This is a genomic window from Azohydromonas lata (genome assembly GCF_034427735.1).
Lineage (GTDB): Bacteria > Pseudomonadota > Gammaproteobacteria > Burkholderiales > Burkholderiaceae_C > Azohydromonas > Azohydromonas lata.
Genome location: NZ_JAXOJX010000019.1, coordinates 18,700 through 40,029 on the forward strand (window position 1 = coordinate 18,700; position 21,330 = coordinate 40,029).

Sequence of the window (21,330 nt, forward strand, 5' to 3'; positions counted from 1 at the left end):
AGCCACCGGATAAGGACTTCACCATGACCGTTTTCATTTTCCTGGGCTCGCTGCTGGGCGCCATGGCGCTGGGCATCCCTATCGCGTACTCGCTGCTGGTGTCGGGCGTCGCGCTGATGTGGCACCTGGACATGTTCGACGCGCAGATCCTGGCGCAGAACGTGATCAACGGCGCCGACTCCTTCCCGCTGCTGGCCGTGCCCTTCTTCATGCTGGCCGGCGAGATCATGAACGTGGGAGGCCTGTCGGCGCGCATCGTGAAGCTGGCGCTGACCCTCGTGGGCCACAAGCGCGGCGGCCTGGGCTTCGTGGCGATCCTGGCCGCGTGCATGCTGGCCGCGCTGTCGGGCTCGGCGGTGGCCGACACGGCGGCGCTGGCGGCGCTGCTGCTGCCCATGATGGTCAAGGCGGGCCACGACAAGGCCAAGAGCGGCGGCCTCATCGCCTCGGCCGGCATCATCGCGCCCGTCATTCCGCCGTCCATCGGCTTCGTGATCTTCGGCGTGGCGGCCAACGTGTCGATTTCCAAGCTGTTCCTGGCGGGCATCGTCCCGGGCATCCTGATGGGCCTGTCCATCGCCATCGCCTGGTACTTCGTGGCCAAGCGCGAGAACATCCAGCCCCCGCCCAAGGCCAGCCTCAAGGAGCAGCTTGCGGCGCTGCGCGAATCGCTGTGGGCGCTGGGCCTGCCGGTGATCGTGATCGTGGGCCTGAAGATGGGCGTGTTCACGCCCACCGAGGCCGCCGTGGTGGCCGCCGTCTACGCGCTGCTGGTGTCCATGCTCATATACCGCGAGATGAGCATCAAGCAGCTCTACGAGGTGTTCGTGAGCGCGGCCAAGACCACCGCCGTGATCATGTTCCTGGTGGCCGCGGCGATGGTGTCGGCCTGGCTGATCACGGTCGCCGACATTCCCAGCCAGATGATCAGCCTGCTGGAGCCCTTCATGGGCAACCAGACCCTGCTGCTGATCGCCATCATGGTGCTGGTCATGGCCGTGGGCACGGCCATGGACATGACGCCCACCATCCTGATCCTCACGCCGGTGCTGATGCCGGTGATCAAGCAGGCCGGGATCGACCCCGTCTACTTCGGTGTGCTGTTCATCATCAACAACGCCATCGGCCTGATCACGCCGCCCGTGGGCACGGTGCTCAACGTCGTGGCCGGCGTGGGCCGCATGAAGATGGACGAGGTCACCCGCGGCGTGATCCCGTTCATGACGGCGCAGTTCATCGTCATGTTCCTGATGGTGCTGTTCCCGTCCATCGTCACCGTGCCGGCCCGGTGGTTCGCCGGCTGATTGCCAGTGGCACACAACAAGGCGAGGCAAGGGCGCCGACTGCAGCCCCGCTCACTTCGACAAGCTCGCCGCCAGCCACTCCACGAAGATGTCCCGCAGCGGGTGCAGTGAGCGCCGCACGGGCACGACCACGTTGTAGCGGCCCTCGGCGCCGACCACGGCGTCGCCCAGGCGCACCAGCGTGCCGTCCTCCAGGTGGCTTTGCACCAGCAAGCCCCAGCCCAGCGCAATGCCATGGCCAGCGCGCGCGGCCTGCAGCACGTCGGTGTAGTGGTTGAAGCGCAGCCGCGGCTGCGCCCCGGCCGTGGCGATGCCCGTGCGCATGAACCAGTCCTGCCACGAGTACCAGGAGCGGTCGATCGCGTCCTGCTCGATCAGCTCCAGCCCCGCCTGCCGGAACGGCGCCTGCCCGCCGCCCATGCGCTGCGCATAGGCGGGCGAGCACACGGGAAACACCTCGTCGGCCCGCGAGGCCAGCACCACGCCATCCTCGAACGGCGGCAGGCCGTAGCGGATGATCACGTCCACGTCGCCGCTGTTGAGGTTGAAGCGCGAGTCCTGCGACATCAGCCGGATCTGCGCCGAAGGGTGCAGCTTGCGGAACTCGCCCATGCGGGGCAGCAGCCAGAAGGTGGACAGCGCCAGCGTCGCGCCCACCGTCACCGTCTCCTGCCGCTTGGTGGAGCGCACCATTTCCACGCTCTGCGCGATGTTGGCGAAGCTCAGCGCCAGCGAGGAGGCCAGCACCTGGCACTGCGGCGTGGGCTCTATGGCGCGGTGGCGGCGGATGAACAGCAGCGTGTCCAACTCCTGCTCCAGTTGCGCCACCTGGCGGCTCACCGCCGCCTGCGTCACGCCCAGCTCGGCCGCCGCGCCGGTGAAGCTGCGGTGCCGCACGGCCGCCTCCAGCACCACCAGGGCGTTGAGCGAGGGAAAGTTCTTTCGGATGGGCAAGGGCAATCCCGGATCAGCCTGTTTGCATGACTTTAAGTCATGCTAGACATAAATCAAAATGCCGTTGAACGGGTAAATGTCGGCTCCTATCATGACTTCAAGTCATTCAAAAGGAGCACTTGACCGTGTCCACCGCCACGCTGCCCTCCCTCTCTTCGCTGCTGTCTTCACGCCGTCCCCATCACGCGCTGCCGGCGGGGCTCTACACGCGGCCTGACGTGTTCGAGGCCGACATGCAGGTGTTCTTCCAGAACCACTGGATCTTGGTTGGGCTGGAATGTGAAATTCCCGAGCCGGGCGACGCGCAGGTGCTGGACATCGGCAAGGCCGGGCTGATCCTGCTGCGCGACGACGACGGCCAGGTGCGCGCCTTCCACAACACCTGCCGCCACCGCGGCGCGCGCATCCTCGACGCCGGCGCCACCGTCATCTCCAAGCTGGTGTGCCCCTACCACCAGTGGACCTACGAGCCCACGGGCGAGCTGATCCACGCGCCGCACATGGGCGTGGACTTTGACAAGTCCTGCCGCAGCCTGAAGCCCGTGGCCGTGCGCAACGTCGGCGGGCTGCTCTACGTCTGCCTGGGCGAGAACCCGCCCAAGGACATCGCCGTGCTGCAGGACGTGATGGAGGAGCGCCTGGCCCCCTACGGCCTGCGCGACGCCAAGGTGGCGCACCAGGTGGACGTCATCGAGAAGGGCAACTGGAAGCTCACCATGGAGAACAACCGCGAGTGCTACCACTGCGTGGGCAGCCACCCGGAGCTGTGCGTGACCTTCTTCGACCTGGACTTCGGCTTCGACCCCGCCGCCATGAGCGCCGAGGAGCGCGCGCGTGCCGAGCAGCACGTGGCCGACCGCATCGCCCGCGAAAAGCGCTGGGAGGCGGAAGGCTTCAAGTCCTCCCACGTCGAGCGCGTGATCGACTGCGAAACCAACTTCCGCACCCAGCGCCTGGCCATCAACGGCGGCGGCGAATCGCAGACGCCTGACGGCAAGGCCGCCTGCGCCAAGCTCATGGGCAGCATGACGCGCAAGGACCTGGGCGACACGCACCTATGGGGCCACAACGGCTGGAACCACTTCATGGGCGACCACGTGGTCAGCGCCATGGTCATCCCGCTGACGGCCGACACCACGCTGGTGCGCACCAAGTGGCTGGTGCACAAGGACGCCCGGGAAGGCGTGGACTACGACCTGAACAGGCTGACCGACGTGTGGATCGCCACCACCGACCAGGACGCCGACCTCGTCGCCCGCTCCCAGGCCGGCGTGCAGGATCCCGCCTACGAGCCGGGCGTCTACTCGCCCCACACCGAGAAGCAGCTCGACAACTTCGCCTCTTGGTACGTCCAGCGGATGCAGGCCCATGGCTACTGAGCTGGCATGGCCCATTTCCTGCGCCCCGGGCGCGTACTGGAACCGCGAGGCCGACCAGGACCTCGTGTGCGTGGATGTGCGCGCCGAGACGCACGACGTCAAGACCTTCACCTTGCGCGCCCGCGAGGAGCGCTACTTCAGCTTCACGGCGGGGCAGTACTTCCTGTTCGAGCTGGACATTGACGGCGAGGCGCACAGCCGCTGCTACAGCGTCTCCTCCTCGCCGCTGATGCCGCGCGCCATCGCCATCACCGTCAAGCGGGTGGAGGGCGGCAAGGTGTCGAACTGGCTGCACGACCACCTGGCCCCCGGCAGCACGCTGCGCGCCACCGGCGCCTCCGGCACGTTCACCTTGCCGGCGCAGGCGGACGCCCCGCTGCTGCTGGTGTCCGGCGGCTCCGGCATCACGCCCGTGATGTCCATGGTGCGCGCCCTGGCCGATGCGCGGCGCCACCCGGACGTCGTGTTCCTGCACGCGGCGCGCACGCCGGCGGACCTGGTGTTCCGCGACGAGCTGCTCTACCGCGCCAAGACCACGCCCAACTTCCGGCTGCTGTTCCTGCCCGAGAGGGCGGGCGACGAGCCGGGCTACACGGGCGTGACGGGGCGCGTGTCGGAGGCGCTTTTGAAAGTGGCGGTGCCTGACCTGGCGCAGCGCACGGTGATGTGCTGCGGCCCGGCGCCCTTCATGAAGGCGGTGCGCGAGCTGGCGCTGGCGCTGGGCGTGCCGGCCGGGCGCTACTTCGAGGAGAGCTTTGATGCCGCGGTGCTGGACGAGGAGGTGGCCGCTCCGGCGGCAGCCGCCGCGGCCGAGGCCACGTTCAAGGTCAGCTTCGCCAAGCAGGACAAGTGCATTGCCGTGGGCGCCGGGCAATCCGTGCTCGCTGCCGCCCGCCAGGCCGGCGTGCGGCTGCCGTCCTCCTGCAGCAACGGGCTGTGCGGCACCTGCAAGTCGAAACTGGTGTCCGGCTCGGTGGACATGAAGCACAACGGCGGCATTCGCCAGCGCGAGGTGGACGTGGGGTTCTTCCTGCCCTGCTGCTCCAAGCCGTTGAGCGATCTGGTCATAGACCGCTGAACCGCCACCGCGGCTTTTCAGTTTCCATTCCCCACCAGGCGGCGCCGTGATGAACGGCGCCGCTTTTCATTGGGCCGCACCGCGCAGGCCGGCACAGGTTTTCACAAGCCGCATAACCTGGAGTCATGCCGCCTGGAAAATAAAGCGCATTGACGCTCACAGCCTGCCCGTCGAAAACTTCACCCTGAAAAATGGATTCGAATTTCGGCGTGAAGCAAAAGGCTGTTGCATGAAAAAACTGGACCGCCATGACCAGGGCGTCATCTGTGTGCTGTTGTCGATGGCGCTGTTTGCCGCCTACGACACGGGCTCCAAACTGATCAGCGCCAGTGTGCCCCTGGTTTTGATCCTCTGGGTGCGCTATGCCATTCAAATGATCTGGATGGGCTTGAACCACCAGCGGCATGTGCAGGGCAAGGTTTGGCAAACCCGCCGGCCCGTCCTGCATGTCTGCAGGGCCTTGATCCTGCTGTGCTGCAATGCATTCTCCGTGCTCATCTTCAAATACCTGCCCGTGGGCGAAGTCACGGCCATCGTCATGCTGATGCCGGTATTGATGACGGTATTTGCCGCCAAATCGCTGGACGAGCCCGTGGACCGCCTGCAATGGGGTTTGCTGGCCTTGGGGTTGGCAGGGGTGCTGTGCGTGGTTCGCCCCGGTTTGCGGCCGTGGGATGCCGCGATATTGCTGCCCATTGGGTTCCTGCTGACGTATACGGCCTTCCAGGCCGTGACCGGCGTGATCGTCAAGACGGAATCCACCGATTCGGTCTTTTTCTACACCAGCGTCACGGGTTTCACGGCACTGAGCTTGTTGCTGCCCATGGTTTGGGCCGGTTGGCCCGCATTTCCCTGGGGTGCGCTGATTATCCTGATCGCCACGTGTTCCGCCGTCGGCCACCAATTGCTGGTGCTGGCCTACAGCAGGACCATGGCCTCCGCGCTAACGCCATTCCTGTATTGCCAACTGGTTTTCGCTGCCTTGGGAGGCTGGCTGGCTTTCGGAGAAATTCCAGACAAACCGGCGGTTTGGGGTGGCCTGCTGATCATGGGCAGCGGCGTGTGGAGCGCGCTGAGAAAACGCGGGGCAGCCGGGCAGGACACCCAGGTGCAGGCGCGGGTTTTGGCGCCGCGAAAGGCGGCCTAATCAAGGCCTTGCCTGATCCACTGCAGCAGCGTTTGCACGACGGGCCGATTCTCATTGCCCGGTGCAATCACCGCGTAATAGCTTTCCGAAGGCTGGACGGTGGCCTGGGTGATGCGGACCAGGCGGCCCGCGGCCAAATCGTCCTGGATCAAGGCCCGCCAGCCCAGCGTGATGCCTTGGCCATGCAAGGCGGCTTGCACCGCATCGTTGAAAAGCGTGCAGCGCAAGCTGCAATTCAGGCGCGGCCTGTGAAACCCCAAATGCTTGAACCACTTGTCCCAATTCATCCAGTCCTCGGACGTGGCGTCGTAATCGATCAAGGGCTGCGAGGCCAGGTTTTCCGTGGTGATGGGCTGCGGATGGGCGGCCAGCCAGGCGGGCGAGCAGACGGGAAAGGCTTCGTCCTTGAACAGGAAGATCGATGTTCCGTCCTGCCATTGGCCGTGCCCCCAGCGCACGGCCACATCAAACTCATTGCGCCGCAGGTCGGCATTGAACATCTGCGTGGTCAACCGCAACTTGATGGCCGGATTCATGGCGCGCAGCGTCGCCAGATTGGGCAGCAGCCAAAAATGGGTGAGGGCAGCCGTGGAGGCGAGAATGATTTCCTGCTCGAAATGGCCTTGCGCCAGCTCATCGTAAACGCTGGCAATCCCTTGCAGGGCGCCGGACATGGCCACGGACAAAGCCTTGCCCTCGTGCGTCAAGGCGATGGAACGATATTGCCGGACGAACAAGGCCGCACCCACCGATTCTTCCAGCATCTTGATCTGCTTGCTCACCGCCGCCTGGGTCACGCCCAATTCGGCCGCAGCCTCGGTAAAGCTTTGAAGCCGGGCCACGGCCTCGAATTGAACCAGCGCCATCAGCGACGGAAAAAGGCGCCGGTACCCTTTGGCGGGCTGCGTGGGCATTCTCATGCGTTTAACTGTTCCATCAAACCTGCCGGAACCTCATCCCGCAGCGTACATATTCCTTGCAAAAACAGAATTAGGCTGCCCGCCCCTGCTCAAGTGAGCCGGGCCGGGCAGCCTTTGTCAAAAGCTCGCGGTGATCAGATCAAATTACTGGGGCAGCCAGGCCTTGACCTTTTCCGGATGGTTGTCCACGAACTTCTTGGCGGCAGCCTCGTAATTGTTGGTGCTGTAGCCTTCGGCTTCGATGCTTTCAACGTCAGCCAAATCCAGCTTGAAGTTTTTCACGAAAGCGTAGGCCTGGGGAAACTTGGACGCAAATTGCTTGGAACCGAAGGCGTGGATTTGCTCCTCGCCACCCTGGCTGCCTTTGGGGTCCTTCAGGTAGCGCATATTCCACTTCTGGAACAGCCAATGCGGGCTCCATACCGTGGCCACCACCCATTGCTTTTGCGGGTAGGCGCGGGAAATGGTGGCCAGCATGCCGGCCTCGCTGGCGGACTGGAGTTTGTAGCCGGCGGCGCCCAGGTCGTATGCCTTCATCGTCGCCTCGGCGGCACGCATCACGCCGCTGCCGGGCTCGATACCCTGCACGGTGCCGTTGAACTTGGCCTTCACTTCCGGCTTGGCCAGGTCGGCAATGGAGGAGACCTCGGACTCCGGCACGTAGGCAGGCACGGCCCAGCCGTTCTTGCCGCCCGTGTAGAGGACGCCCACGTCATCCATTTCGGACTTGTACTTCTCGTAGTAGGTGGCGTGCGTCACGGGCAGCCAGCCGCCCATCATCACTTCCAGGCTGCCGCGGGCCACGCCCTGGTATTGAATGCCGATATCGGCGTTCACCAATTGCACCGGTTGCTTGAGCTTGGTTTCCAGCACGTATTTGGCAACGTGCACGACCGCCATGACATCCGCCCAATTGGTGTAGCCGATTTTCATCGGTTCCGCCGCAACCGCCGTGCCGGTGCCGGCACCCAGGGCAACGGCTGAAAACGTCAGCGTTGCGATGCAGGATTTGATGGAGCTTGTGCTCATGGTGACCTCTCCTTCGTGTGGTGAAACTCAAAATCGGGTTTGGGGATCAGGTACGGAATGCGCGGCTCAAAGGGCTCTTGGCCTTGGACGCGGTGGGCTTGGCCTTCTTGGCCTTCCTGACGCCAAAACTCTCGGTCAGGCGGTCCAGAATGATGGCCAGCAGCACGACGCCCAAGCCGCCTTCGAAGCCGATGCCGATATCCAGGCGCTGGATGCCGCTGAGCACATATTCACCCAGGCCACCGGCACCAATCATGGACGCCACCACCACCATGGACAGCGCCATCATGATGGTTTGATTGACGCCGGCCATGATGGAGGGCAGGGCGTTGGGCAACTGGATTTTCCAGAGCATTTGCCACTCGGTGCTGCCGAAGGATCGGCCGGCTTCCAGCAATTCGGGGCGCACCTGGCGAATACCCAGCGTGGTCAGGCGGACGACGGGCGGCATGGAAAACACGATGGTCGCCAGCACGGCAGGCACCTGGCCCAGGCCGAACAAAATCACGGCCGGAATCAGGTACACGAAAGCCGGCATGGTTTGCATGAAATCCAGGCCGGAGCGCATGACGACGCCCACGCGCTCGTTTTTCGCACCCCAAATACCCAGCGGCACGCCAACGGCCAGGCTCAGCACCGTGGCTGCAATCACCAGGGCCAAGGTGGAAACCGTCTGGTTCCACAGCCCCATGTAATTGATGGCGCCCAGGGCCAGGCCCACGAAAATGGAAAATACCGGCCCGCGCCGCCACAGCGCCAGGGCCACGAAGGCACCCAGCATCACGTAGAAGGGAATGGCGGCCAGTCCCTGTTCCAGCAGTCTGACCACGCTGCTCAGTCCGGCCGAAAAGGCATCGAACCAGCTTCCGAAATGGGTGATCAGGAAATTGACAAACTGTTCGGCGAATTGGCCGATCGCGGAGGAAGTCGAGTTCATGCCATTCTCCGTTCCATCACTTGCTTGAGAATCGTGCGGCAGGACACCACGCCGGCCAGGCGGCCAAAGGTGTCGATGACCGGGACGTCGTGCGTCTGGCCCAGGGCAATATCGGCGAGCTGATGCAAATCGGAATCCAGCGATACTGCACCGGCGTCGGCCAGGAATGCCTCCTGCATGGAACCGGAGCCGGCCTGGTGCAGTGAATTTTGAGTGACGCAACCCTGGTATTTGCCGGATTCGTCGCAGACGTAGGCACACTCCATGGCACCGTCAATCATCTGGTTCAGATAGCGGGAGGCCGGTGCGCCGGGGTTGCAGGTGAAGGTGTTGCGTTCCACGCGCGTCAAAATATTGGACGCCTTGAGGAAGCGCGACACGTCCACGTTGCGGAAGAAATCACGGACGAAATCGTCGGCCGGGGACTGGATCAATTCCGAGGGCGTGCCGACCTGAATCAGGCGGCCGTCCTTCATGATGCCGATGCGGCCGCCGATCTTGATGGCCTCGTCAATATCGTGGGAGATGAAGACGATGGTGCGCTGCTCTTCCTTTTGCAGGCGCAGCAGCTCGTTTTGCATTTCCGAGCGGATGAGCGGGTCCAGCGCGGAAAATGCCTCGTCCATCAGCAGCACGGAAGGGTTGACGGCCAGCGCACGGGCCAGGCCCACGCGCTGCTGCATGCCGCCGGACAATTCGCTGGGCAGCAGCTTGGCGTAGGAATCCAAACCCACGCGGGCCAGGGCGGTCTGGGCGATGCCGTAGCGCTCGGCCTTTTTCATGCCGGCCACTTCCAGGCCGTAGGCGACGTTGTCCAGCACGTTGCGGTTGGGCAGCAGCGCGAAGGACTGGAACACCATGGCCATTTTCTGGCGGCGCACGGCCTGCAATTCGGCGGCCGACATGGGCGCAATATCGCGGCCATCGAGAATCACCTGGCCGGCCGTGGGCTCGATCAGGCGGTTCAACAGGCGCACGAGGGTGGATTTGCCTGAGCCTGAAAGGCCCATGACGACGAAAATCTCGCCGGCACGCACGGAGAGGCTGACATTTTCCACCGCGACCATGTTGCCGGTCTCGGCAAAAATGTCGTTGCGGCCCATGCCCTGGCGCATCAATTCCAAGGCGCGCTCAGGCTTGGGTCCGAAAATCTTGGACAGGTTTTTCACCTGCAACAACTCGGTGCCGGAGGCGGCGATAGATCTGGCTGCAGACGACGCGGCGGCCGCCTTGACTGCACCCGGATGTACCGCTGCGCTTTGCGTGAATGTCAGGCTCGTACTCATTGGCATATCCTCATGATTTGATGCTGCTCGATGCCATCTGGATATTGGGTCGGCTTGGACAGGGCGTTTGGGCGCCCCGTCGTTATTCAGGGCCGAATCAAATGTTGGCGGCTTCGTTGTCCGTGAGATCCAGCCAGATCGTCTTCAATTGGGTGTATTGGTCGTGCGCGTGCACCGACTTGTCGCGGCCGCCAAAGCCCGACTGCTTGTAGCCGCCGAAGGGGGTGGTGGAGTCGCCTTCGCCGAAGGCATTGATGGTCACCGTGCCGGCCTTGATGGCGCGGGCCGCGCGCAGGGCGCGCGTGCCGTTGGCGGTGAACACCGAGGCGGTCAGGCCGTATTCGGTGTCGTTTGCGATGGCAACGGCCTCCTGGAGGCTCTCCACCGTGAGCACGGCCAGGATGGGGCCGAAGATTTCCTCGCGGGCATGGCGCACGCCGTTGTGCTCGATGTCCAGGATGGTGGGCTCCACATAGCGCTCGTCGCTGGTCTTGCCGCCGTACAGCACCTTCTCGCCCGTGCCCAGGAACGACTTCACCTTGGCGAAGTGCGCGGGGGAGACCAGCGGGCCGACGCGGTGCTCGGGGTCCAGCGGGTCGCCCACGCGCCAGGCGTCGGCAAGCTTGAAGACCTTCTGCAGCAGCGCCTGCTTGACGTCCTTGTGAACGATGAGGCGGGAGATGGCCGAGCAGTTCTGGCCCATGTTCCAGAAGCTGCCGTTGACGATGTGGGCGGCCACGGCGTCGAGGTCCGTCACGTCGTCCATGACGATGCACGGGTTCTTGCCGCCCAACTCCAGCACCACTTCCTTGAGGTTGCTCTCGGCGGCGTACTTCAGGAAGCGGCGGCCGGTGGCGGTGGAGCCGGTGAAGGAGACGGCGTCCACGTCCATGTGGCGGCCTATGGGCTCGCCCACCGCGGAGCCGGAGCCCGTGATGACGTTGAGCACGCCCGCGGGCACGCCGGCCTCCAGGGCCAGTTGGGCCACGCGCAGGGCGGTCAGCGAGGTTTCCGCGGCGGGCTTGACCACCAGCGAGCAGCCGGCGGCCAGCGCCGGGCCGATCTTCCAGGCCAGCATGAGCAGCGGGAAGTTCCACGGCAGCACCAGGCCGACCACGCCGATGGGCTCGCGCACGACCATGGCCATGTGCTGGTTGGACGCGGGCGCGACCTGGTCGTAGATCTTGTCGATCGCCTCGGCGTGCCAGCGCAGGCAGTGGATGGTCTCGGGCACGTCCACGGTCTGGGTGTCGAACACCGTCTTGCCGCTGTCCAGGCTCTCCATCACGGCCAGCTCGTGGGCATTGGCCTCCATCAGCTCGGCCAGGCGCAGCAGCACGTGCTTGCGCGCGGTGGGGTGCTGCCTGGACCAGCGGCCGTCGTCAAAGGCGGCGCGGGCGGCGGCAACGGCCACGTCCACGTCCTGCGCGTCGCAGGCGGGCAGTTGGGCCAGCACCTCCCCCGTGGCCGGGTTGCTGGTGGAGAAGGTCGCGCCGCAGGCGGCGACGTAGGGCTCGCCGTTGACGATGGCCTGGGTCGGCAGCTTCAGCCCTTGGGCCAGTTGCTGGTAGGCGGTCTTGGTCAGCAATTCGGACATTTCAAACTTCCTGTGTGATCAGGTGGGTGAGTGCAAGGTCTGCCGTGGGTGCGTCTCGTGAACGGCGAGGTTGAAAGACGCGGTTGAAATTCAGATCGACGGGGCCGGCGCAGCGAATTCGCCGGTTTGTTCGTGTGCTCGCGCTGCGCAGGTTCGCTCGCTGCCTCCGACATTTGCACTACTGACTGTCTACAAATGGTAGACCGGAGGGTAAAATTTTTTACTGGGGTTTGTCCTAGGCGTTGCGTTCCGGCAGGGGGAAGAGCGGGGGGCGAACGCCTGCTTGCGGCGGGTTGTGCCGCGTGTTGGACGGTGCGCCCACGATATGCAGCAGGCCGGCCCGTGTGAGGTCGATTGCGACACGGGCGAGACGGATTGCGACAGTGCGGGGGAGGCTCACGGGCGGGGCGTTTTGCTGCTGTGGGTGCCGGTACTTCGCAAGCCCCGTGCCAAGCTCGGCCAGGCGCTTGGGGCCTGGGCCGCCGGCCCATCGGTCCCAGGCGCGAAATGCCGCATCTTGGGAAAATGCCCGGCACAAAAGGAAAATTTGGCTTCCTGGCGATCGTGTGCATGCAGGACCGCGGTGTTGGTCGTTGCGATTTCAACGGCTTCACGGGTTGCCGCCAAGCGGCACCGCGGCTGGTTCGTGCCCGGGGCTGGCGGGTGTGGCCGGCCCGCCTGGAGGGGGCGTCTCAAGGCTGTGCATGCGGCCCTGTCTTGGGGCCTGGTCATGCGCCCTTGCGGTGCAGGTTGCGGGGGCAACGGCGGGGCCGGGCACGCCGCCGCGCCTGGGCGCTGCGCCCCGGGCCCTTGGACGGCAAGACGGGACGCCCAACGAAAAAACGCGGCAGCCCCCAGGGGGTGCTGCCGCGCAAAGCGCCTTTAATTGCCCGACCGTCCAGTCGAGCTGCAAATCAATCAGAACGAGTGCGAAATACCCACGCCGTAGGTATTGAAGGCATCGTCCGGGCGCTTGCGGTGGGCAATTTCGCCGTACACCGTGGTGCGCTTGGACAGCGAATAGAAAGCGCCGCCGCTCACGATTTTGACCTGCTTCACGCCGTCCACGTCCACCTGGCCGTAGCCGCCTTTGAGCGTGGTGGCGCCCAAGCTGTATTCGACGCCGGCGGTAAATGCCTTGGCCTTGGACGTGTCGGTCTTGCTGACGTTGTAGACGGCCATCACCGTCACGGGCGAGAAACTCACCTTGGCGCCGATCAGGTTGTCGGTATGGCCGGCGCTGTTCTTGCTGTGCGCGCCCAGGGCGGAGAAATTGCCGCCGTTATAGGTCAGCGCCGTGCCCAGGGCGCGATTCTTGTCGCCATCCACCTTTTCAGGCGAGCCGCTGAAATGCACGGCAAAACCGTTGAAGGTCGGCGAATCGTAAAAGATGCCGTTGTTCAGTCGGCCGTAATCGGCGGACGGGGCGGCGCTGGTGCCGTTGCCGCGCGGGTCGGACGGGAAGTTGTAGTGCCAGGTATCCCAGGCCGGCGAGGCGATGCGGTCGAAGTTGTACCAGGGGTCGAATTGCCAATCGAGGTTGTTGACGGCGTCCAGGCGGCGGCCGAGCTTGATCGTGCCGAAGCTGCCCTTGAGACCGACGGTGGATTCGCCGTGGAAGAAAGGCTTGTTGGTGTTTTCCAGCGTGCCCGTGTCCGGCTCGAAGCGGGTGGTGAGCACAAACAGGGCGGTCATGCCGTTGCCCAGGTCCTCCGTGCCGCTGAAGGTGAGGTAGCTGCGCGAGATGGGGCCGACGTTGGTCACACGGGTGTGGCTGTCGCGGTACAGGCCGATGTCCACCGTGCCCGAGATCGTGACGTTGGACTGGGCCTGCGCGCCCGGAAGCGCCAGCAGCGTGGCGGCACAGGCGCACAGCAGTTGTTTGCACGCAGTAGTTTTCATGGATGACTTCCCCTTCAGGCAGGTTATTGGCGGACCCCTTGTCCGCTGACTTGAGAAAAACAACGAATAACAAGTCGCCGCTATTTCAATAGCGGTTCAATCTGCCGCGGCAAAGTCCATGGGGCGTCGGGTCGATTCATGCCCCTTCAAACAACCGCGTGAAATTCTGCAAAATCCCGGGCGTGCGCATGCCCTGAGAATGGGTGCACAGGGCCGTGAATAATTAGGGAATCAGCGCGCACAGGGCGACAACGCTGTACGACTTTTCGAATACTGTTTCAATCTTCTGTCTACAAATAGTAGAACAGTTATACGTCGCGAACAATAGGGTTTTCACCTTTTTGCCGCAGAAGCTGCAATTTTGATTTTTGGTAAGGCATGGAGTGGGTTTATCGGGGCTTCGCGCGCCGCGAACAATGTGGATTGCGACGGTTTTTATGCGAATTGCGACAAGGTTGTCGCAATTCGATGGAAACCCTGCCGGCGCGGGCGCCCGCGTCGGCAGGGCCCCCGCGTGCCCCGCGCCGTGGCGTCAGGCGTAGACGGGGAAGTCGCGCGTGAGGTGGGCCACCTGGTTGCGCACCTCGGCCAGCGTGGCGGGGTCGTTGGGGTGGTCCAGCAGGTCGGCGATGAGGTGGCCGACCTTGCGGGCCTCTTCTTCCTTGAAGCCGCGCGTGGTCATGGCGGGCGAGCCCAGGCGGATGCCGCTGGTGACCATGGGCTTTTCCGGGTCGTTGGGAATGGCGTTCTTGTTGACGGTGATGTGCGCCTGGCCCAGCAGCGCCTCGGCAGCCTTGCCGGTGATGCCCTTGGGGCGCAGGTCCACCAGCATCACGTGGCTTTCGGTGCGGCCGCTGACGATGCGCAGGCCGCGCTCCACCAGCGTCTGCGCCAGCGCCGCTGCGTTCTTCACGACTTGCCGCTGGTAGCGCTGGAAGTCGGGCTCCAGCGCCTCCTTGAAGGCCACGGCCTTGGCGGCGATGACGTGCATGAGCGGACCGCCCTGCAGGCCCGGGAACACGGCGCTGTTGATGGCCTTCTCATGCTCGGGGCGCATGAGGATGATGCCGCCGCGCGGGCCGCGCAGGCTCTTGTGCGTGGTGCTGGTGACGATGTCGGCGTGCGGGATAGGGTTCGGATATTCGCCCGCGGCGATCAGGCCGGCGTAGTGGGCCATGTCCACCATGAGCAGCGCGCCGACGTCCTTGGCCACGCGGGCGAAGCGCTCGAAGTCGATGCGCAGCGCGTAGGCCGAGGCCCCGGCGATGATGATCTTGGGGCGGCTCTCGTGGGCCTTGCGCTCCATGGCGTCGTAGTCGATCTCTTCCTGCTCGTTGAGGCCGTAACTCACGACGTTGAACCACTTGCCGCTCATGTTGAGCGCCATGCCGTGGCTCAGGTGCCCGCCCTCGGCGAGGTTCATGCCCATGAAGGTATCGCCGGGCTTCATGAGGGCCATGAACACGGCCTCGTTGGCCTGCGCGCCGGAGTGGGGCTGCACGTTGGCGGCCCAGCCGTGCTTGTCGGCGCCGAAGAGCTGCTTCACGCGCTCCAGCGCGAGCTGCTCGGCCAGGTCCACGTACTCGCAGCCGCCGTAGTAGCGGCGGCCCGGGTAGCCCTCGGCGTACTTGTTGGTGAGCTGGCTGCCCTGCGCGGCCATCACGGCCGGCGAGGTGTAGTTCTCGCTGGCGATCAGCTCGATGTGCTGTTCCTGGCGCTGGTGCTCCTGCTGGACCACGGTCCACAGGTCGGGGTCGACGGCTTTGAGGGTCTGCTTGGCGTAGGTGAACATGGTGGATGCCCAGGTTGTGGTGTGGCGAGAAAGCTCATCTTCTGGCGGGGGCGCCGCGCACGCGTTGCGGCTTGCGACGTCCGCTATGCCGTTTCTGACATGGGCGCCAGGCGCGCGGGCGGCACTTCGAAGCGCTCGTCCAGCAGCAACTGGCCCGCGGGGTCGAAGGCGCTCAGGCGCAGGGCGCAACCCGCGGCGGCACTTGCATGCGTCATGTGGCGGCGCGCCTCGAAGGCGATGCGGCGCTGGCCCAGCAGGCGGATTTCGCGCTTGTCCTGGATGCGGCGCAGCAGCCGCGAGGTGGAGCCCGCATCCAGCCGGTCCATGTCGAACCCTTCCAGGCCCAGCATGACGGCATGGTCCATGGCCGTAGCCGCCGGCCCGTGAAGCTCGCATTTCAGGCGCCACGTGCGCTGCAGCAGGCCGCCGCGCTTGGGCGAAACGGCGCGCCGCGTCCATGGGCGCGGCGGTGGCGGGATCAGGAACCAGATCGGGGGCCGGCGAGCCGGCCTGCAAGGCGATGGAGAGCGGCATGGCGGTTGGGCTGCGAAGCCAGTGATGCAGGGCCCATCGTGCGGCGCAGGGGGCGCCGGCACGCTGCCGTTTGCGACATGAAGCTGTCGCGATGCGACGCGCCCGCCTGGTCGTTGGCCGCGCGCCTCAGCGCGCCTCCACCCGCCCGCTCTGGCGCACTTCGCGCGGGCTCATGCCCATGGCCTTGCGCACGAAGCGGGAGAAGCTCGCGCCGTCGTGGAAGCCGCATTCGAAGGACACCTCGGTGACGTCGAGGTCGGTGTTCTGCAGCAGCCAGCGCGCGCGCTCCAGGCGCAGCTTGGTGCGGTACTCGGCGGGGCTCAGGCCCACGTCGCGCTGGAAGCGCCGCTCCAGCTGGCGCCGGCCTATGCCCAGCGGCTCGCACAGCTCCTCGATGGGCGCGGGCGAGTGCAGTTGCTGCTCCAGCAGCAGCATGGCCTTGTGCACCGTGGTGTCGGTGGAGCGCACGGACACCACTTCCTCCGGCTGCAGCGTGCGCGAGGGCAGGGGCTGCTCCTCGATCATGATGCGCAGCGCCTTGACAGCGCTGGCCCGGCCTATAGAGCGCTCTATGAGGTGCGCGGCCAGGTGGACCACGCTGGTGCCGCCGGCGCAGGTGAGGCGGTCGCGGTCGGCCACGAACATCTGGTTGGAGACGATGCGGCACTCGGGGAACTCGGCCACGAACTCCTCGCGGTGGAACCAGCTCACGCAGGCGAGGTAGCCGTCCAGCAGCCCGGCGCGCGCCAGGACGAAGGAGCCCGTGCACAGGCCGATGAGCTTCACGCCCTTGGCCGCCGCCTCCTGCAAAAAGGCCGTGAGCCGCGCCGGCACGCGCTGCCCGCCATGCAGCAGGCCGCCGACCACGACCAGGTAGTCGTAGTCCTGCGGCGACTCCAGCGGCGCGTTGGGCACGACGCTGGTGCCGCAACTGGAGAGGATGGGACCGTCCGCCGTGTCCAGCACCGCCCAGCGGGCGAGCTGGGGGCGGCTGCGGTCGCCCTCGTCGGCCGCCAGGCGCAGCGCATCGACGAAACCCGCGAAGGCGGTCAGCGTGAACTTGGGCGCGAGCAGGAAGCCCACCCGCAGCTTGGGCTCAACCTTTTGGCGTGCGTTTGATCTCATGGCCGAAGTGTCCCGTGCGCGGCCAGCGGCCGCAAAAAGCGCCCTGGAGGGTCTCAGGCCTCAGCGGCCCTGGACGATGTCGGCCACGTTGCGCTTGAGCGTGGCCACGATGCCGCGCAGCGTCTCCTTCTCCTCGCCGGTGAGCGGCTGCAACGGCGCGCGCACGCTGCCCGGGCGCAGGCCGCTGAGCTCGCAGCCGTGCTTGATGGATTGGACGAATTTGCCGCCTTCCAGGAAATCCATCAGCGGCATCATTTCCAACATGATGCGGCGGCCCTTGTCGAAATTCTTTTCGACCACGCAGGCCTCATACAGCGCCACATGCTCTTGCGGAATGAAATTCGAGCCCGCGCACACCCAGCTGCGCGCACCCCAGGCGAAGAATTCCAGCGCCTGGTCGTCCCAGCCGCAGGACAGGGCGATATTCGGATATTGGCGCGCCAGCTGGTGCACGCGGCCCATGTCGCCGGAGCTTTCCTTGATGGCCACGAAATTGCCGGACTGGGATATGGCCTTGAAAAACTCGTCGCCCATGCCCACGCCCATGCGGGCGGGGTAGTTGTAGAGCATGATGGGCAAACCGGCCGCCGCATCCACGGCCAGGGCATGGGTGGCATTTTCCGCCTCGGTGGGCAGCGCATAAGGGGGCGAGCCCACCAGCAGCGCTTCGGCCTTGATGGATTTAGCTGCGCGGGCATATTCCACCGAATCTTCGGTGCGAATGGCGCCGGTGCCCACGATCAGCGGCAGGCGGCCATTGATCACGTCCTTGGCCTGTGCCGCCAAATCCAGCCGCTCGCGCGCGGTGTGGGCATAGTATTCGCCGGTGGAGCCGCCAATGATGATGCCGTGTACCTTGGACTGGATCAGGTATTCCAGCACTTCGGCAAAAGCGGTCTTGTCGATGGTGCCGTCGGCCGCCAGCGGCGTGATGGCCGGGGTGTAAATGCCTTCAAATTTCATGTGATTGCTCCGGGTATTGAGGGGCGAAGGCCCTTGAAAATCAGCTTGTGGGCCGAATGGGGTCAGCTTTCCTTGCCCGCGCGGTGCTGGCCCCACAGCAGGCTGAGATTCACGCCCATGGACAAAAAGGGTTGCGGCGGGTTTTTGTTTGGGCCGGGCGAGGACAGGAGGAAATCCGTCAGGTCGTTGCGTTCGCCGGCCAGCCAGTCGGCCAGCAGGGCGCCGGTGGCGGTGCCGCGCGTCACGCCCAAGCCGTTGCAGCACAGGGCGCCGTAGACGTTGGGCGCCAACTGGCCAAACTGCGACATGTGGTTGCGCGCCATGCTCAAGGCGCCGCCCCAGGTGTATTCGAAATTCACACCGTCCAGCATGGGGAAGCGGCGTTCGAAAGATTCCCGGTGGCGGTTCACGAAACGCTGCAGGTATTTGGGATGGCTGCGCCCGTCCGGGTTGAAGCTGAAACTGTTGCGCACCAATAAACGGTTGTCCACCGTGCGCCGCAGCGTGGTGCCGAACGGGTCGGCCGGAATCACGCCCCAGAAGGGTTTGCCGCCCAAGCGCTTTTGTTCCTCGGCCGTCAGGGGGCGCGTGAGGCTGGCATAGGTGAATACCGGCAGCATGCTGCCCTTGAGAAAACCAAAGCTCATGCCGAAGGCATTGTTGGTCAGCACCAGTTTCTCGGCCGTGATGCTGCCGTTGCGGTGCCTGAGCGTGGTGCGGGGCCCATATTCCACGTCGGTGATGGGCGTGTGCTCATACAGCGTCACGTTGTCCGGCAGGCTGTCGGCCAAGCCTTTTACCAGCGCCGCGGGCTGGATCAGCACGGTGCCAGGCGTGAACAGCGCTTTTTTGTAGAAATGCGTGCCTATGTGATTGGGAAGATCATTTTCCCCGATCATTTCATAGGGCTGGCCCAATTTGTCCAGGCCGCGGCGGTAGGCGTCCAGCACGGCAATGCCGCGCTCCTCTATGGCCGCCTGGTATTTGCCGACGGCGCGCATCTGGCAGGCGATCTGGTGTTTTTCCACCAGATCCCGCAATATCGACTGGCCGGTCAGGTTGAGCTTCAGGACGGTTTTGGCGGTCGCGATGTCGCCAATATAGTCCTCGGCACCAATATCGTGAGGCAGATCAATGGCGAAACCCGCGTTGCGGCCGGAGGAGCCGTAGCCAACTTGCTGCGCTTCGACGAGGACGATTTCCTCATCTGGGCAATGCAGCGCCAATTGACGGGCGGCGGCCAGGCCGGTGAATCCCGCGCCCACCACCACCCAGCGGGCGTTGCGCGTGCCCTGGTGCGCGGGACGGGGTTGGCGCGGCTTGCTCAAGTGGAACCAGCCGCAGGTGGCGTCGTCAGCGGGGAGTGGAGTGACTTTTGGCATTTTGGCGGCCTGCCTGAGATTGGACGGAGAGCGCGTCCGACATCGCTCAACTTGTTGTCTACAAAACGTAGACATAGTGTAGGTGACGAGTAGACGAAGTGTCCATAGGGTTTGCCTCAGCGGCGGCCCAACGCTTGTCGAGAACGGTCCGGACGCTCGCGTCCAAGGGCGGGCCTATCTGCCGGAGCGGGCTTGGATGGGGCCGTCCCGACCCCGCGCGCCCTTGACTGGTATCCAAAAATGTGTCGAAAAGTTTTACATCCAGAACTGATGAAAGCTTGAAAGATTTATTAAGTCATTGATTTGCAAAGAGTATTTTTATCTGGTTCACTTTTTGCTACATTTTGTTTCGTGGGCTCTGGTTTGACCGTGAGCGGTCGGCCGCTCGTGGACCTGTGGGGTGCGGATGCCGCTTGGCGGCTGCATGCACGGGACAGGGCCCCTCATGTCCAACAAGGAAGGGAAACGTACCTATGAAAAAGAATTGGCTCAGCGCCGGCCTGACGGCTGCTCTCCTGGCCGTGGCCGCCGCCGTGCCGGCCGAGGCCGCGGTGTTCAAGTTCACGTTTGACAGCACCTTCGACGGGACGGTGACCCCGCCTTATGTCGGTGCAGGCACATTCAGCTTCGACGGCGCCGCCACGGCCGGCACCTATGCGCTGAGCTCGTTGAGCAACTTCGCCTTCGACTTCACCATCCATGGCGTCAACTTCACGAACGCGAACCTTTCCACGCCCGTGAACCACATCGCGGTGTCCATCGCCTCCTTGGGTCAGGACCTGGTGGTGAATTTCGGCGGCAGCGGTGGCGGCCTCTACGGCGGCTCTGCCGACTTCACGGGGTCCGGCAGCCAGTTGTCTTTCCAGCCCAATTTCGGCTCGCTGTTCTTCAGCGGTTCCGCCTACGGCACTTACCAGGGCATCCTGGACACCAGCCATGCCGTTCCGGAGCCGATGAGCGCCGCGCTGGTGCTCTTCGGTTTGGCCGGCGTTGCCGCGTCGCGCCGCCGCCGCGCCTGAAGACGGCACGCCACGAGCCAGCCCCGGCCGCAGCGCCTCCCGGCGGACGGCTTGGGGCCGGTGCGCGTCAGAGCGCCAGCGGCACGTCCACGCCCTCAGGGGCGGCGTACTCGGCCATGCGCACGCGCGAGAGCTCGAAGTGGGCGCGCACCAGCTTGCCGGCGGCCTCGGTGTCGTGGCGCTCTATGGCCGCGATGATTTCGTCGTGCTGCTGCACGGCGGTTTCCAGGTTCTCGCTCATGTCCCGCGTCGTCGGGTGGCGATAGAAAATCTTGCCCAGCCGCGCGTGGTCTATCAGCAGGCGGCGCAGGCTGGGCATCAGATACGGGTTTTGCGCCATTTTTCCGATTTCCAGGTGAAACTGGTCGTTGTAAATGACGCGCCCCTCGACATCATTTTCCTCAATCGCCGTGCGGAAGCGTTTTTGAATCGCCTTCAGCTCGTTGATTTCGGTGCGCGAGGCATTGGCCGCCGCCAATTGCGTGGTCGCAATGTAAATCAGCGGCGCGGCCTGGAAAAAGCTGCGCAGCGAATGGAAACTCATGGACGACACGCGGGCGGCGCGGTTGGCTTCCAGGTCTATATAGCCTTCGGCGGCGAGCTGGCGCAGCAATTCCCGCACGGGCGGGCGCGACAGGCCAAATTCCTCGCTCAGCGCCATTTCATCGACCACCGAGCCCGGCGCCATTTCCATGCTCACGATTCTGCGGCGCAGGGTTTCGCCCAGCACCGCTTTGCGGTCGGTAGGAATTTCGGCGAAGGCCGCGGCATCATTTTCCTTGTCCGTCTTTGATGATGTTTTGGGTGCTGGCATGGCAGGGCGTCCGGTGTATTGAGCGTTTCGGCGGTATTGAAGGTATTGCCGCTCCAAAGTGTATTTTAATTTTAGACAATGGGTCTATCAATGTTGAGGACGATCCGCTGGATAAAGCGCACGCTGTCCCGCTGAACATGGCGTAGTTGACATAAGGTGCATTGCCGA

General features: G+C 64.5%; 18 protein-coding genes. 5 read left to right on the forward strand and 13 right to left on the reverse strand.

Features of this window, described 5'->3' with window-relative positions; genetic code table 11:
• The first annotated feature begins 23 nt into the window (after nucleotides 1-23).
• Nucleotides 24-1,304, forward strand: a complete 1,281-nt coding sequence (locus tag SM757_RS12995; protein WP_322465790.1) for a TRAP transporter large permease subunit — start codon at nucleotides 24-26, stop codon at nucleotides 1,302-1,304.
• A 51-nt stretch (nucleotides 1,305-1,355) separates the two neighbouring features.
• Here the strand turns inward: SM757_RS12995 and SM757_RS13000 are convergent, their stop codons facing one another.
• Nucleotides 1,356-2,258 carry a LysR substrate-binding domain-containing protein gene (locus SM757_RS13000; RefSeq protein WP_322465791.1) on the reverse strand — a complete coding sequence of 301 codons (903 nt, stop codon included), beginning with the start codon at nucleotides 2,256-2,258 and terminating at the stop codon, nucleotides 1,356-1,358.
• 125 nt (nucleotides 2,259-2,383) lie between these two features.
• On the opposite strand from SM757_RS13000, the gene SM757_RS13005 reads away from it, so the two are divergent.
• The 3 genes from SM757_RS13005 to SM757_RS13015 are packed head-to-tail and all read left to right on the forward strand — an operon-like array spanning nucleotide 2,384 to nucleotide 5,862.
• Entirely contained in the window at nucleotides 2,384-3,637 is a 1,254-nt protein-coding gene (locus SM757_RS13005; RefSeq protein WP_322465792.1) for an aromatic ring-hydroxylating oxygenase subunit alpha, read from the forward strand.
• The gene (locus SM757_RS13010; protein WP_322465793.1) at nucleotides 3,627-4,715 is read left to right on the forward strand and encodes an FAD-binding oxidoreductase; all 1,089 of its coding nucleotides are present in this window, start codon (nucleotides 3,627-3,629) and stop codon (nucleotides 4,713-4,715) included. Before SM757_RS13005 ends, SM757_RS13010 begins: the two co-directional genes overlap by 11 nt.
• A 49-nt stretch (nucleotides 4,716-4,764) precedes the next feature.
• A complete protein-coding gene (locus SM757_RS13015; RefSeq protein ID WP_322465794.1) occupies nucleotides 4,765-5,862 on the forward strand; it encodes a DMT family transporter in 1,098 nt (365 codons plus the stop codon).
• Here SM757_RS13015 and SM757_RS13020 read toward each other — a convergent pair.
• The 11 genes from SM757_RS13020 to SM757_RS13070 form a co-directional block, all read right to left on the reverse strand.
• On the reverse strand, nucleotides 5,859-6,782 hold the full coding sequence (locus SM757_RS13020; RefSeq protein ID WP_322465795.1) for a LysR substrate-binding domain-containing protein: 924 nt from the start codon (nucleotides 6,780-6,782) through the stop codon (nucleotides 5,859-5,861). The two genes, SM757_RS13015 and SM757_RS13020, sit on opposite strands and share 4 nt — an antisense overlap.
• Before the next feature lie 144 nt (nucleotides 6,783-6,926).
• Entirely contained in the window at nucleotides 6,927-7,811 is an 885-nt protein-coding gene (locus tag SM757_RS13025; RefSeq protein ID WP_322465796.1) for a glycine betaine ABC transporter substrate-binding protein, read from the reverse strand.
• 46 nt (nucleotides 7,812-7,857) lie between these two features.
• On the reverse strand, nucleotides 7,858-8,748 hold the full coding sequence (locus tag SM757_RS13030) for an ABC transporter permease (RefSeq protein WP_322465797.1): 891 nt from the start codon (nucleotides 8,746-8,748) through the stop codon (nucleotides 7,858-7,860).
• Nucleotides 8,745-10,034, reverse strand: coding sequence for a quaternary amine ABC transporter ATP-binding protein (locus SM757_RS13035; RefSeq protein WP_322465798.1), 1,290 nt, complete (start codon nucleotides 10,032-10,034; stop codon nucleotides 8,745-8,747). Before SM757_RS13035 ends, SM757_RS13030 begins: the two co-directional genes overlap by 4 nt.
• Nucleotides 10,035-10,131: 97 nt before the next feature.
• Nucleotides 10,132-11,631, reverse strand: coding sequence for an aldehyde dehydrogenase (locus SM757_RS13040; RefSeq protein ID WP_066342026.1), 1,500 nt, complete (start codon nucleotides 11,629-11,631; stop codon nucleotides 10,132-10,134).
• Between the two features lie 918 nt (nucleotides 11,632-12,549).
• On the reverse strand, nucleotides 12,550-13,533 hold the full coding sequence (locus SM757_RS13045; protein WP_322465799.1) for a porin: 984 nt from the start codon (nucleotides 13,531-13,533) through the stop codon (nucleotides 12,550-12,552).
• A 532-nt stretch (nucleotides 13,534-14,065) separates the two neighbouring features.
• A complete protein-coding gene (gene glyA / locus SM757_RS13050) occupies nucleotides 14,066-15,325 on the reverse strand; it encodes a serine hydroxymethyltransferase (protein ID WP_066342024.1) in 1,260 nt (419 codons plus the stop codon).
• Between the two features lie 83 nt (nucleotides 15,326-15,408).
• Entirely contained in the window at nucleotides 15,409-15,921 is a 513-nt protein-coding gene (locus tag SM757_RS13055) for a serine dehydratase beta chain (protein ID WP_322465800.1), read from the reverse strand.
• Between the two features lie 64 nt (nucleotides 15,922-15,985).
• Nucleotides 15,986-16,984, reverse strand: coding sequence for a GlxA family transcriptional regulator (locus SM757_RS13060; protein WP_066342022.1), 999 nt, complete (start codon nucleotides 16,982-16,984; stop codon nucleotides 15,986-15,988).
• A 60-nt stretch (nucleotides 16,985-17,044) separates the two neighbouring features.
• On the reverse strand, nucleotides 17,045-17,947 hold the full coding sequence (locus tag SM757_RS13065; RefSeq protein WP_322465801.1) for a dihydrodipicolinate synthase family protein: 903 nt from the start codon (nucleotides 17,945-17,947) through the stop codon (nucleotides 17,045-17,047).
• Nucleotides 17,948-18,009: 62 nt separating this feature from the next.
• A complete protein-coding gene (locus tag SM757_RS13070; RefSeq protein ID WP_322465802.1) occupies nucleotides 18,010-19,329 on the reverse strand; it encodes an NAD(P)/FAD-dependent oxidoreductase in 1,320 nt (439 codons plus the stop codon).
• Between the two features lie 473 nt (nucleotides 19,330-19,802).
• Here SM757_RS13070 and SM757_RS13075 point away from each other — a divergent pair, with 473 nt between their 5' ends.
• The gene (locus SM757_RS13075; protein ID WP_322465803.1) at nucleotides 19,803-20,348 is read left to right on the forward strand and encodes a PEP-CTERM sorting domain-containing protein; all 546 of its coding nucleotides are present in this window, start codon (nucleotides 19,803-19,805) and stop codon (nucleotides 20,346-20,348) included.
• A gap of 67 nt (nucleotides 20,349-20,415) precedes the next feature.
• Here the strand turns inward: SM757_RS13075 and SM757_RS13080 are convergent, their stop codons facing one another.
• Nucleotides 20,416-21,162: a GntR family transcriptional regulator gene (locus SM757_RS13080; protein WP_322465804.1), complete on the reverse strand. Its 747-nt coding sequence runs from the start codon at nucleotides 21,160-21,162 to the stop codon at nucleotides 20,416-20,418.
• Between the last annotated feature and the right edge of the window lie 168 nt (nucleotides 21,163-21,330).